This is a genomic window from Mesorhizobium sp. M2A.F.Ca.ET.039.01.1.1 (genome assembly GCF_003998035.1).
GTDB lineage: Bacteria > Pseudomonadota > Alphaproteobacteria > Rhizobiales > Rhizobiaceae > Mesorhizobium.
This window is the reverse complement of record NZ_RZRY01000018.1, coordinates 17,115-30,290: the sequence shown is the minus strand read 5'-3', so window position 1 is coordinate 30,290 and position 13,176 is coordinate 17,115. Positions and strand designations below refer to the sequence as shown.

10 protein-coding genes and 2 pseudogenes are annotated in these 13,176 nt (G+C 59.2%); 7 read left to right on the top strand and 5 right to left on the bottom strand.

Annotated elements, in window-relative coordinates; genetic code table 11:
* Positions 1-885 (top strand): ATP-grasp domain-containing protein (locus tag EOA24_RS03455; RefSeq protein ID WP_127302631.1); only part of this gene is annotated, 885 nt, incomplete at its 5' end.
* A gap of 228 nt (positions 886-1,113) precedes the next feature.
* Complete coding sequence (locus tag EOA24_RS03450; protein ID WP_245466456.1) at positions 1,114-2,472, top strand: aspartate aminotransferase family protein; 1,359 nt, start codon at positions 1,114-1,116, stop codon at positions 2,470-2,472.
* 117 nt (positions 2,473-2,589) lie between these two features.
* Here EOA24_RS03450 and EOA24_RS44045 read toward each other — a convergent pair whose 3' ends face one another.
* Positions 2,590-2,940 carry a hypothetical protein gene (locus EOA24_RS44045; RefSeq protein WP_348526696.1) on the bottom strand — a complete coding sequence of 117 codons (351 nt, stop codon included), beginning with the start codon at positions 2,938-2,940 and terminating at the stop codon, positions 2,590-2,592.
* On the opposite strand from EOA24_RS44045, the gene EOA24_RS44040 reads away from it, so the two are divergent.
* The 5 genes and pseudogenes from EOA24_RS44040 to EOA24_RS03425 all read left to right on the top strand — a co-directional run bounded on the left by EOA24_RS44040 (position 2,861) and on the right by EOA24_RS03425 (position 6,696).
* Positions 2,861-3,256 carry a thiamine pyrophosphate-dependent enzyme gene (locus EOA24_RS44040; protein WP_348627502.1) on the top strand — a complete coding sequence of 132 codons (396 nt, stop codon included), beginning with the start codon at positions 2,861-2,863 and terminating at the stop codon, positions 3,254-3,256. The two genes, EOA24_RS44045 and EOA24_RS44040, sit on opposite strands and share 80 nt — an antisense overlap.
* Positions 3,256-4,041: a 3-oxoacyl-ACP reductase FabG gene (gene fabG / locus EOA24_RS03440; protein ID WP_126080649.1), complete on the top strand. Its 786-nt coding sequence runs from the start codon at positions 3,256-3,258 to the stop codon at positions 4,039-4,041. The genes EOA24_RS44040 and fabG overlap by 1 nt, the downstream gene beginning before the upstream one ends.
* 344 nt (positions 4,042-4,385) lie before the next feature.
* Positions 4,386-4,640, top strand: a pseudogene (locus tag EOA24_RS03435) (transposase); the annotation flags it as partial.
* Positions 4,600-4,929, top strand: a complete 330-nt coding sequence (locus EOA24_RS42820; RefSeq protein ID WP_245501751.1) for a tyrosine-type recombinase/integrase — start codon at positions 4,600-4,602, stop codon at positions 4,927-4,929. The pseudogene EOA24_RS03435 and the gene EOA24_RS42820, both read left to right, overlap by 41 nt.
* A gap of 595 nt (positions 4,930-5,524) precedes the next feature.
* A pseudogene (locus tag EOA24_RS03425) lies at positions 5,525-6,696 on the top strand (IS5 family transposase).
* Positions 6,697-6,732: 36 nt separating this feature from the next.
* On the opposite strand, the gene EOA24_RS03420 reads toward EOA24_RS03425, so the two are convergent.
* From EOA24_RS03420 to EOA24_RS03405, 4 genes are all read right to left on the bottom strand, one after another.
* A complete protein-coding gene (locus EOA24_RS03420; protein WP_126080648.1) occupies positions 6,733-8,004 on the bottom strand; it encodes an aminotransferase class I/II-fold pyridoxal phosphate-dependent enzyme in 1,272 nt (423 codons plus the stop codon).
* Positions 8,005-8,528: 524 nt separating this feature from the next.
* Positions 8,529-9,368: a hypothetical protein gene (locus tag EOA24_RS03415; RefSeq protein WP_126080647.1), complete on the bottom strand. Its 840-nt coding sequence runs from the start codon at positions 9,366-9,368 to the stop codon at positions 8,529-8,531.
* Positions 9,361-10,617: a diaminobutyrate--2-oxoglutarate transaminase gene (gene ectB / locus EOA24_RS03410; RefSeq protein ID WP_126080646.1), complete on the bottom strand. Its 1,257-nt coding sequence runs from the start codon at positions 10,615-10,617 to the stop codon at positions 9,361-9,363. Before ectB ends, EOA24_RS03415 begins: the two co-directional genes overlap by 8 nt.
* Before the next feature lie 870 nt (positions 10,618-11,487).
* Positions 11,488-12,369 carry an SPASM domain-containing protein gene (locus EOA24_RS03405; RefSeq protein WP_245466457.1) on the bottom strand — a complete coding sequence of 294 codons (882 nt, stop codon included), beginning with the start codon at positions 12,367-12,369 and terminating at the stop codon, positions 11,488-11,490.
* Positions 12,370-13,176 lie beyond the last annotated feature (807 nt).

Sequence of the window (13,176 nt, the reverse complement as noted above, 5' to 3'; positions counted from 1 at the left end):
AAATTTACTCAACGTCAGCTCCTCGCGGAGGCCGGCATTCCAATACCTGCTTATCGCTTAGCAGCGAATGCAGCGGAGGTTGAAATCTCTGCCGCCGAGATCGGCCTGCCGGTGATTCTGAAGCCAGCCATAGGCAGCGGCAGCATCGGTGTGCGATTATGCAGCACCGTCGATGAGTTAGCCGAACATACCACCTACCTATTGGGTGGGAAGCACATTTGGCGATCTTCGCCGAGGATACTTGTTGAAGAATACGCGAATGGTCCGCATTATATCGCTCAGATAATGGGAAATGAGGTCGTTGCGATTGCCGCCGCTGACTACGGCCCCCCACCGCATTTCGTCTTTCATAGCGGCACCCAGCCAGCCTCGCTGACAGATGACGAGCACGAGCGAATCGCCGACGTTTCGCTGAGCTGCTTGCGAATTCTCGGCCTTGGCTGGGGTCCCACGAATGTTGAACTCCGGTGGACGAAGCTTGGCCCTGTCGTCATTGAAGTGAATCCGCGACTTTTGGGCGGGACGGGTTCTCAATTGGTTCGGCTGGCTTATGGAGTCGATCTTATCACCGAACACATCAAGCTTGCCGTCGGCCACGAATGGGATTTGCGCAGAAGGCATTCACACATTGTGGCCGTCCGGGTCCTAATTCCTGACCGTGATGGCATCGTCGATTGGATCCATGGCGGCAGTCAGGCTGCTGCTGTACCGGGTGTCGCAGAGGTGCAATTTTGTGTCGAGCCCAATACCCCTATCGTGAGGAAAGGCGACTATCGAGATCGCATGGGACATGTCATAGCCGCTTCACCCGACCGTGTCCGGACCGAGGCGATAATTCAGCGTGCGGTGAACTTAATCAGTTGGTCGATCTCTCCATTTCCGTGAACAAAGACAATCATCAGCCCCTCAAGTCGCCGCACCAGGGGAAGCTATTGAAGAGGAAACTTGTAGTGCAAAATCAAGTGCGGTCGTCGCAAAGTGAATGATACCTAATTTTGTTTCTGGGAACCTCTAGGCAATTGAACTTATCTGCGGTGGACAATTGTCTTCTGATTTTTTGCGGCGGCTATGTCGCGCGAGTAATTCCCAGGCCACAGCAAGAGGATAGCCGCGGTGTTAGAGCAACCAGCCCTGCCCCCCCCTCCGCTCGTCGGACCCCGTTCTGCCGAGACTTTCGGCCGGGCGCGCAGGGTTTTCCCGGACGGCACCACGCGGATCACTATCGAGCGCGATCCCATTCCCCGCTACATGCATCACGGAGAGAGTGCGTTTCTTGTCGACGTTGATGGCCGTCGTCTCCTAGACCTCAACGGCAACTTCACGACCCTCATCCATGGCCACGCCTTCCCGCCCGTGATCGAGGCCGTGACGCAGCAGCTCAGAAGCGGATGCTGCTTCGCCAACCCGACCGAGATTGAAATCGATCTTGCTGAGCTTCTCTGCGCCCGAATTCCGCATCTTGACCGCATCCGCTTCGTCAATACCGGTACCGAGGCGGTCATGTTTGCGATTAAGGCGGCGCGGGCGTTCACGGGACGTCCCGCCATTGCCAAGATCGAGGGAGCCTATCACGGCGCCTACGACTGGGTCGAGGTCAGCCAGGCTGCAACGCCTCAAACGTGGGGCGATCCCGAACATCCCGCGCCCACTCTTTCTTATCGCGGCATGCCGCCAGCTGTGCTCGATGACGTTGTGATTTTGCGCTTCAACAACGCCGAGGGCGCGCGCCGGCTGATCACGGAACATGCAGGGCGTCTCGCAGCCGTCCTCGTTGATCCCATGCCGAGCCGCAGTGGGCTCATTTCGCCCACGCCGGATTTCGTATCCGCCATCCAAGAGACGGCCCGTCGTCACGGTATCCTTGTTATCAGCGACGAGGTTCTCAACCTCCGACAGGGTTACGAAGGCGCCTCTGCGCTCTATGGGCTCGCCCCCGATCTCTTCGCGCTCGGCAAGATCATTGGCGGCGGGCTCCCCATCGGCGCGATCGGAGGCCGCAGCGAGGTGATGGCAGTCTTCGAGGCCGCATCAGGCGGTCCTGCTCTGCCGCAGGGCGGCACCTTTTCAGCCAATCCGCTCTCGATGGCAGCAGGACTCGCCGCGATGGAAGCCCTCGACCGCGCTGCCTTCGATTACCTCGAGCGGCTGGGGGACAAACTGCGAAACGGGCTCGAACGCATCATCGCGCGGCACGGCGCCCCTTTCAGCGTCACTGGAGCCACTTCCCTCTTTCGCCTTCACCCGCGGCGCAAGCCGCCGCGAGAGTTCCGAGAAAGTTTCCTTACCCTACAGGAGGTGGCCGTGATGACGGAATTAACTCGCTTCTTCGCCACGGAAGGCATCATTCTGCCCAAAGCGGCCGCCGCTTGCCTCTCAACACCGATGGGGGAGGATGAGATCGCCTTCGTCGCAAATGCTTTCGACCGCTTCCTAATTCAGCGCGCGGCGCTCCTCGACACTATCACGGGTTAGATCATGGAAGAAACCGTCGCACAGGCGATCGCGCGTGCGTTGAAGCCCTTGTTTGGCCAGAGCCTGCCGTCTGCCGTCCTCCTCGCCTGCGGTACGATTGGCATCCCGCCAGCTCGCCTACCGGCAGGAGAAGATGGGGGGCGCCATGGCAGACGACTTTGAACGCGTCTTAAGCAGGATTGCAGTGGTTACCACCCAAAACGGGCCGCCCGCGGCCATCCTCGTGCCATCACTTCCGGAGGCTTTCAAGGCGAGCCTGTCGGAACGCGCACCAACCAGAATGGAACAGACAGTTGGCGCCAGATCACGCCTGGCGCGTGCAACATCCATATCGGCGTCGATCCAACCGAGGTCGGTTGCACCTACGAGGCGCTGTGCCTCGTGGTCCATGCTGCGGTCACGATCAACGCTCTTTGTCAAATCCTCCAACACATCGACCTGTGGCGCCGCCGCGCCGATGGTACGCAACTGCGTGTCCGTCGTCGTAATCGTGCTAAAGAATGGCGTGCTCGGCTTCCAAAGGCATGCCGAAGCAATGCCGTTAGGACCCTGTACGAGCGCCTGCCATTTCGCTCCAGTCGACCACGCAGCAATCGCCCGGGCGTGCGGTTGCGGCGCGACCGTCGTCAGGGTACCGGACGACATAGGGCCTGCTCTCGAGGCGCTCGCCTCTGAAAGGCCGTGGCTAGTCAAGGTCGTCGCCGCCCCCAACGCCCATCCTGCTCTTTCCCTTTTCGGCGGCGCGGTTGACCAGAACGTCGTGCGCGACGTGGGTTCCGTTTGATGACGACAGAAAACACCAAATCAATGGGCGTTGCGGTCGTCACCGGCGGGGCAACCGGGATCGGGTTTGCGACCGTCGCGCATCTAATCGACGCTGGCTGGCGCGTCGCTTTCTTCAGCCAGACGAGAGAGCGGGTGGAGGCTGCCGCTGTCGATCTACGCGCCCGTTTTCCAGCTTGGAATATCCACGCCGACACGGTCGACCTCCGTGACGAACGCGGCGTCTGCCGGTTCTTCGCCAATGTCCGCGAGCGGTGGGGAACGGTATCCGCGCTTGTCTGCAATGCTGGCTACTCGCCGAAAGGTCCAAACGATCAGCGTGTCGCTCTCGGCCATATGCCGCTTGCCAAATGGGATGATGTTATCCGGGTGAACCTCACGGGCGCCTTCCTCTGTTGCCGCGAGGTGTTGCCCGGTATGGCGGAAGCCCGGCAAGGCCGTATCGTCCTGATCAGTTCACTCGCGGCGCGTACGCAGCCGAAGATCGCCGGAGCGAGCTACGTTGCCTCGAAGAGCGCGCTTGCAGGGCTCGCCCGGTCGATCATGAGCGAATACGCCGGGCTTGGTATCACGGTGAACACGATCTGCCCTGGCCGTGTCTTAAGCAATATGACGGGACCGCCCGAGAGGCCCGGAAACCGCGCTGCACTCGCGCGGATCCCGATCGGCCGGCTCGGCAGGCCCGAAGACATCAGCCGCGTCATTAAGTTTCTTGTTCGCTCGGATTCCGACTTCATTAACGGCGCCATCATCGATGTCAACGGCGGTGAGTTCGCCCCCTCTTAATCTGTCGGCCGGCGGCACAAACCATTCAGTGACGAAGGACGCGGCGCCGGCCACTCCCGCACATTCTGCGCATGCGCGAACTTACGGACCTGCTGCACTAGGGGCCATGGCGAACGCCTGGAACAGGCTGCCTTCGGACAGGGCCGTGGTCAAGCCAAGCGAGCCCTGGCATCACGCGCACGGCGGCGACTTCTCACATCCGAAGGCCACCATGACAGGATCTCGGCCGCGTCGTTCCAAGGACGCCTCATTGGCGGGAGGTGGTGGCCGATAGCGACAGCGGATGCTCGACAGCAGCGAGGACGTGCTCAGCCGTCAACGCCTCGAGGTTTTGGCTTCAGGCGATGCTTCTGGCCGCGCGTGCGGAGAATGAGAGGCTCCGCCAAATCATCAAGGAGTTGCAGCGCTATCGCTTCGGGCCAAGGGCGGAGGGCCTGCCCGAGGACCAGTTGCTTCTGGGCCTGGATGGCCAGCAGGTAGAGGCGGAGGGCTTCGCCGGCACCGAAGCCGCGGACCCATCAAAGCGGTTTGGCGCATTTGCCGCCGCGTCTTCATGGGATGACCTTCGGCGACAATCGATGCGATCGGCGCAACGACGCCCGTCGACAGCGCGATCGAGCCCTGCTGCTACTCGCCACGACGGGCATTCGCAACGGTGAGCTACGCGCCATTCAGCTGCAGGATATCGACTGGCGTGCTGGCGAGGTATCGGTCCGGCGCACCAAGGGCAAGCGGGATCGGGTGGCGCCGCCGCTCGAGGAGACCGGCGCCGCGCTCGCCGACTACGTCCTGCGCGCTCGACCGAAGGTGGATAGTCCGTATCTGTTCCTGTCCTTCACGCCGCCCGTGGCAGCATTCAAATGCGCGTTTGCGACATGGCGGGGTTGAACTCGGGCGAGTCGCAGGTGCGCATCTCCTGCGCCACAGTCTTGCTACCCAGCTCGTCAAGCAGTGAAGGCCGGTCAACGAGGTCGTCGATCTTCTAGGGCACCGAAGCATCAACACAACGCCATTGTACGTAAAGGTCGCCACCTCGCAGCTTGCCGAGGTCGCACTTGCGAACATTCGACCTGTCATGGCAGCTTACGATGGTGAGTGTGCCCGATCCGATACACGTTTTCCGTGCTCTTTGATTCGCCGAGAGCGATGCGGTCGTGAGCGGCAGCTCTTTTTGCGACAAGATGATCAAAGGCATGACGGCTCCGCAAGCAGCCCAGTCTCACGCCGGGCTTTGCGAAGTCGCAGCCTTCCTTTTTCAGCTCATGTTGACCAGTCCCGAGAGCGGGAAGTGTCGCATCCTTCGCATACTAAATGGTTTGCTACATATGGAGTGGCATGACGATTGTTCTAGAATTCAAATTGAATCGGCCCTTTGTACATAGTCTGCCTTCCTAGAATCAGACAAGTGGGCGGGGCGCTTCATAGACGCTGTAACCGAAACGTGATTCGCTCGGCCGGCGGCGGGCGAATCGAGGGACGGCGAATGTCGGGGCCACGCGAGAAGCGCGAGACGGGAGAGCAGGACCTGTTCCGCTCCAGGCTCGACCAGATCATCAGCATGAAGCACGAGCTGGTGCGGCTGGCGGATGCGATCGACTGCCCGATGCTGGAGGAGCGTTTTGGCGCGGTCTATTCGGACGGCCCCCGCATGCCGCCGCTGCCGACCCGGCTGATGGCGGGGCTGGCGATCCTCAAGCACACCTTCAACCTGTCCGACGAGGTGCTGTGCGAGCGCTGGGTGGAGAACCCCTATTTCCAGTATCTCACCGGGAGACGTTCTTTTGCCATACGCTGCCGTTCGACCGCTCGTTGATGACGCGTTGGCGCAGCCGCATGGGCGAGGAGCGGATCGTGGCGCTGTTGCAGGCGAGACTCAGCCTTGCGGTCAAGACCGGGGCGATGAAGCCGGCCGACACGCGCCAGGTGATCCCCGGATCAGTCCGAGGACCGACACCACCGTGCAGCCGAAGAACGTCATGTTCCCGACCGACGCCAAGCTCATCCACCGGGCGCGCGAGCGGCTGGTGCGGCTGGCCAAGAGGACGGGCCTCCATTTGCGCCAGAGCTATGTGCGGGTCGGCAAGCTGGCGCTGATCAGCCACCAGCGCTATGCCCACGCCAAGCAGTTCAAGCGGGCCAACAAGGCGCTGCGCAGGCTCAAGACTATGTCGGCCGGACCATTCGCGACATTGGTCGCCAGATCGCCGGCAATGCGGGGCTGGACGCGCTCTTCAAATGGCCGCTCTACCAGGCCGCCACCGTTCTCCAGCAACGTCAGCGCCAGCGCGTCCGCAAGATCTACTGCCTGCACGCGCACGAGGTGGAATGCATTGGCAAGGGAAGGCGCATATGCCCTACGAGTTCGGGGGGAAGGTGTCGGTGGCCACCACGCTGAAGCGTCCGGGCGGCCAGTTCGCCCTGCATGCAAAAAGCGCTGCCCGGCAATCCCTATGGCGGCCACACGCTCGCAAGCCCATAGAGCATCGGCCACATCAAGGCTGAGCACCGGATGAGCCGCAACTCCTCGCCGGCCAGCAGGGCGACGCCCTCAACGCCGCCGCCGGCTACAACTTCTCCCTCCTGCTCAACTGGTTCACAGGTTTTGTGGCTTCTCATCGCAGCCCAGTCAGCCGAGAGGACTCGAAGCCTGACTAATCTCGTTGTTCACGGACGACTGACAATTCTTGGTGTTCAGTGAGGCTCCTCTGTTGCGGTAAACACGGATTGTCCGTGGATCTGAATCTTATTACAGAGCCGCGCCAAGTCTGACAGATCGTGACTCGCTGTAAGACAGATGCGTATGCCCGCATGGCCCCGAGCGACCGTCGGAAAGAACGTGACGGAAGTGTAAAAGCCATCATCGAATAGGCGTGCTGCGAAATCAATAGCCGCAAATTCATCGCCCACATTAATCATGCGAATTGGCAGAGGAGCGCCTCGCTGATCTGTGTTGATGAGATCGTCGAACAGGGCGATGCGGTCGATCAATTGATCTCGGCGAACCCTGAGCTCGCTCGTGCGGTGGATTTTCGCCGAGGCCATAGCGGCACCGACAGCTGCAACGTTGGGCGAAGCCGAGAAGGCATGCGGAATGGAGTAGCAACGAAATAGCTCTTCTTGATATGCCGTTCCCAGCATGAGCATGCCGCCCGACGCGCCGAAGCCCTTGGCGAGGGACGCCGCGACGATCGTGCGCTCACCTAGCTCGTTGGGTAATTGCGAGCGCGCAAAACCTTCGCCACTTTCGCCAAATAGTGAAATTCCGTGTGCGTCGTCGATGTAAAGAAAAAGGCCATACTTTTCCTGCAACTCAAGAAGCCCTTCGATCGGCGCGAAGCCGCCCATCGAATAGACGCCATCGCAGACGTAAGCGACGATTGGATGCTTGCGGCAAAGCTGCTCCAAAGCATCGAGGTCATTGTGAGGAATTGTCTCGACTTGGGTCTCCTCGGCCACAACTGGCTTATGAAAGGCAAGCGAGGCATGTGCCAGACGGTCGAACACCATGACAGGTCTTTGACCTCCCGTTAAATGTCCGGAGGCGATGATTGGCAGTGCGCCCATGTTGGCAATCATAACCGTCGAGTAAGTAATAATCCGCGCCCCAAAGAGTTGGGAAAGCAATCCCTCAAGTTCACCAACGAGTCCGAAATTCAGGCGCGTGCGTGCACAAGACCAGTGGAGTGATCCGTATTCCTTTATCGCGGCAACCGCGCCTGCAACGATAGCTGGATGATTGTCCAAGCCGAGGTAGCAACAACGTACGTAGTCGGCCATGGTATCGCCTCGACGCTCGCCCTCCGTGATCATGACCGCCCTCCCCTCTAAAGACCGCCCGTAAACACCCATGAGACCACGTTGGTGAGCCCGTTCGAAATGCATTCGCGTCCGATCAATGACCGAAGCGGTGTTGCGGAAATGACTGGCGTTTGCAGCGCCCGCTGTGAATTCCACCGGAGACATTTGGACGTCCTTTCAAAAGTGCATATTTGCGGTAAATTGGCTCCCCAGTCTCACGTGATCCAAATTGCGAACCGCCGAATTCCGATGCGGCTGATGGCCGTCTGATATGATCCCGAAGACACCTTCAGTCTGTCGGATGAGGAGCTGGCGCGCCCTGGGTGGAGAGACCCGAATACCCAGTTCTGGGGTGAAGAGTTCTTCTGCCCTGAGTAGCCGGCGCATCCTGGCACAACGTGCCGCAAAGCCCAGGTTGGAGTTTTCAGCACTAGGTGGAACATGACACCGGAAATGAATCGCGAGACAAGGGAACCGCCACGCGGTCGAGCCCGTCATCGGCACAATCAAAGCTGAACACCGGAGGGGCGGCACCTGTATCGCCCACAATCAGGACGACGTCGGCGGCGCCTCCCTGGCCACCGCCGACTACTTCCCGCTCCTGCTAGACGGTTCAGGAGCTTTTGTGGCTTCTGTTCGCCGCGGCGCTCCCACTCAGGCCGATATGACCCGCGGTCGGGGACATCCACTCAGGTCCACCAGAGAACAAGATCTGGCCGCGCAAATCCGAAAAAGCAATTCAGCAGCACGCGACGCTTTCCGTTGCCTGATTGACCGGTAACCCCGTGAACGAAGCCGCCATCGATTAGGGCGATATCCCCAGTTTTGAGCTCGAACTCGCGGCAAGGGACGGCCTCCAGATAGGCTGCCGAATAGGGGTATCCAGTGGTCTCCACACCTTGCGATATCCGGTCCGCAACCGTCGGCTTGTGGCTCCAGAGCTTCAGATTGCCGCCTTCCTCAGGCATGCTGGGATAGAGGTTGAGCGCTGCGACCGTATTGTGCGCCACCGCAGAAAGCTCGTAATCATCGCCAGCACGTAAGACTTGAGCGACGTCGTCGTGGGGATCCAAGGAAAACGTGCCTGTGCCCGACCAACTGAGGCCGCGACAAACATTGGCCTGGCCGTGTTCGGAACGCGCTAGCCGCAATTCGATTCCCTGGTTGTGAAGCTCTCGCTTCAACGCCCCGAATACTGCTCGAACCGGGTCAACCAAATTCTTAAAAAGGGCATCGACGTACGGCCGCGCGTTTTCGGCGTCTGCGAAATAGGTGGCTGCATCCTTTCTGTAGTGAGATGCACCGACATATTGTCCGGGCACACCATCTTTACGCTCTCTGAGACCGGAGCTTCCAATAAAGTTCGTAGTGATCTCCTCTGCTACTTCGGTGCTGAAAGCTTGCTTGATGTGCAGAGCGGTGAGCTCACCTTTCAGGACCGAGATGATCTCCGCCGTGTTGATCGACCCGGTCCGTTCTTTGATCGAAACCGGCGAGATGGCTGGCACTTGAGATATCTGACTAGGCATTGTCTTGCTCCTGTAGTGCGTGTTCAAGGATGGTGATGCCACGATCGAGTTCGGCATCGGTGATGGTTATCGGCGGGAGGACTTTGATAACGTCGCGATTTGGCCCCGAGGATTCGATAAGAAGGCCATTTTCGAATGCGACATCGTGCACGCGGCCGACAACTGCCGGTGAACGGCATTTCAGGCCGGCCATCAGACCGCGGCCGCGCTTCTGTTCGATGTATCTTGGAAATTTCGCAACCAGGCGATCGAGGTGCGTTTGCAGCCTGACGGCTGTCCGCTCGACACCTGCAGTAAATTTCCTATCCGACCACATCTTGCACATGGCTCCTGCCGTCACGAAGGCGAAATTGTTTCCTCTGAAGGTCCCGCTATGTTCTCCGGGCTTCCATATATCCAAGTCGGGTCGAATCAGAACGATGGACAACGGACTACCTGAACCGCTAAGGGACTTAGAAAGACAAACAATATCCGGTTCGATTTTTGCAGACTCGAATGAGAAGAAGTCGCCAGTTCGGCCCGCACCTGCCTGGATGTCGTCGACGATAAAAACAATGCCATGCGTGCGGCAAATGCGCTGAATTTCCGTGAGCCACGCTGCGGATGCGGCGTTCATGCCGCCCTCTGCCTGGATGGTCTCCAGAATGATTGCGGCAGGCTTTTCTATGCCGCTCCCCGGGTCGCTCAAAACGCTGTCGATGTAACTGGCGGAATCGAAAGCTTGGCTCGGATAGCCGTCATAGGGAACACGGATCACATCGTGGCGAGCGACGCCTCCCAGTTCCCTGGTTGAGGCCGAGCCCGACACCGCTAGAGAGCCGAGCGACATGCCGTGGAACGCATTCGTAAAGGCCATGACGCTCGAGCGGCCGGTGTATTTTCGCGCCAGCGCCAGAGCCGCTTCGTTGGCGTTCGTGCCGGTCGGCCCAGGAAACTGAATCTTGTATGAAAGGCCTCTGGGTTTCAGGATCCAATCGACGAACCCTTCAATGAAGTCACGCTTTGCCGCCGTATGCATATCAAGCGACAGAAGAATGTTCTCACCGACGAGATATTCAATCGCCGGCGCCATAATATCCGGATTGTTGTGCCCGTAGTTGAGTGCGCCGGAACCCACCAGGAAATCGATAAAGGGCTTACCCGTCTCGTCCCAGATCGTCGCCCCAAGGGCCTTCGTAAAGACGGTGGGGAACGCCCGGCAATAACGACGAACGCTAGATTCATGAGCCGTGAAAGCGTCGGTGTCCATATTAAGTCCTCTGCACATAGTCGTCAAAGAAGAGAGCTGTTTAATGGCTAGTGGTTTGCGGCATATGTTCGTCGTTTAACATTGAAGCAGAATGCCGGAGGCAGCTTTGTTTGGTCTGGGTTTGGTCTGGTGGTGCCGGGATCCTCATTGAATATTGTTGGTTGCGTTGCCCTCCATTCGGATGTCTTCGGGGAATGTGCTGCAACAAGATGGCTTCTAAACCTTCCGCGAAAGCACCGATACTATGGCATCAGGTAGTTGACGTACCCACCCATCGCTGCCCATAGCGCCTCCGCACAAATGAATGGGTCCAAGGAGATCAGCAGGGTCGCGTCGCCAGAGGTTGTGTCGCTCGGCGGTAGCGAAGCCGCTCGCGAGCGCGCTCCTCGATGGCGCCGTAGCGAGCGAGCGGCTTCGCGGCGGTCATCAATATTCGCCGTTCAACCTCGGGCTGCGGACACCAACCTGATTCAAGAAACTATTTGATGACCGATGACACAGCGAAAGCCACGCTCTCTTTGAGAAGAATGCGGATTCCGATCTCTTGCGCGATAACTGGCCCGAGCCGCCGGATCAAAAGGGCGGGGCCGCCGTGGACCCCCTTGACGGAAAGCCCGTTCGTAGGCCAGGCGGAAGCAACCGGGAGACGCGCTGGCGAAGGGCCGCATCGGTTTCGAGAGCGTCAACTACCGCGACGGCAACCATCCCCGGCCGCAGCTGGGGCTGCTGCCTTCAGGCGAGTCGAACAGGAGATCGTCTGGGAGGCTGAAGGCGTTGACGAGGTGGGCCGTGAGTAAGTAATCAAGCGCTGATCGGGATCGACGAACGCTGTTTCCGTCCGACCGAGGTTGACCTGTGATCGGCGTTACCTCAAGGCAGGCAGGCCGACAAGCTCGGTTGGAAGCCGAAGACCCCTTTCGATGTGGTCGAGGCCCACTGCCGCGCCTCACGCGAAAACACGATGGCGTCGCGAGCAGGTGCATTTGTCGTGGGGCCATCCGCATTGCCAGGCACGCCCTCTCGGCCGGCATCCGCCCAGGTCCGGTCGTTTGGATCGGCGAATTCACACATTCTGCAAAGCAGAAAACCATCCGCTCCATTCATGCGGTCGACGATTTCGCGAAAAACTGGCTTTTCAAACAGATCGGAGTAACCCTCATATAGAAGGTTGCCCAATACGTGACTCCGTTCAAAATCCATGGAGCACAGGGTGACGTCGCCGTTTGGAAGAAGAACATTCCGATACTGTCGTTCGTCCACGCAGGTTAGGGCTCCGAGCACTGGCTGACGTGGTGCAACGATCTTAGGGTCGACGCTTCCACCCCTACTGCTCACCGGCCGCGCTTTTATCAGTGCTTCGGTAGGAATAATGTCGGCTATATCTGGGTGGGGCTCGCCCAAGGCCACGAATCGGATCAAGGGGATGTCCGCGTCGACGAGTTGACGAACCAGATCGCGATACTTGTCTCCGACCAGGCGGCTGTTCATGTAGGTGCCGTCATCGAAAACATGGACCACGAATACGCCCAAGCGCAAGGCTTGCAATCGCTGCAGGTCCTGCCCGTTCATTCCCACCAGCGTCGTAAAAATCCTGATGCCATGGCCTTTGGCGAAGGCGTGCTCCACCATTTCGGTGCAGTCCGGATTGAGCCAAGGTTCGGAGTATCCCGCAAAACCAATGTCGACGGAAGTCGGTACGCGGGCCAGACACCGCTTGAAATCTTCAAGACCCAGATGACTCGCATGAGACACTTTTCTTTGCCGGACCGCGAACTTGTCCTGGGGACAATATGAACATCCTACGACACATCCCGTGGTCGTCGTTATCTCCAAAACCCTGCCGGCTGTGTTTGCTGAGCGAAGTTCCGGTAAAATCACTGGTGATTACTCCCATCTACCTCCTGCGAAGCGCCACGATAGTGTACGTGTGCCTTTGGCTTTCTGACACCGCCTGTTGATCCACCGCGGCAACGCGGCCATCTACCCTTTTTCGCAGCCTAAGCCGACCGGTTCGCCGATTTGCCGGGCCGACTCTTCACAAACTTCCAGCGCGTCGGACCAGAGACAGCATTGCAATTTTCGAGGCATCACTCGCTCCGGAGATGTAGCCTCAATCGTCGATCGCTGGCCCGTCGCCGAGATGCGCGCGCAGCACCCTCGAACCCGCCGGAGAGAAGCTTTCTGGATGAGGTCGATCATCCCTTACGTCGAGCGAGTTCCGTGTTCTCATGCGGCTTAACCCTCACACTATATTGCCGCACCTCGACCAGCAAAGGCCGTGCCAGTGCCCTTGGCGCGCAGTTACTGCGTGATAGGCTTCGAAAAGCCCGACAGGCCCAAGACGCTCCGCTGTTTTGAACCCGACATGTTTTCTGACGGCTGTCAGATTTTGGACACACATCACTCATGCGTCAGTCGCTTAAGACAGAATGGCGTGCTGAGTTCTGCAAATTCGCTGAGAGCGGGCGGTCATGACAGGGTGGTGCTCAACGTCACCGATTCCCTGGAAGGAACGCCGCCATGATCAAGACGGAAAGTAAGACCGCCAGCGCTGCCGTC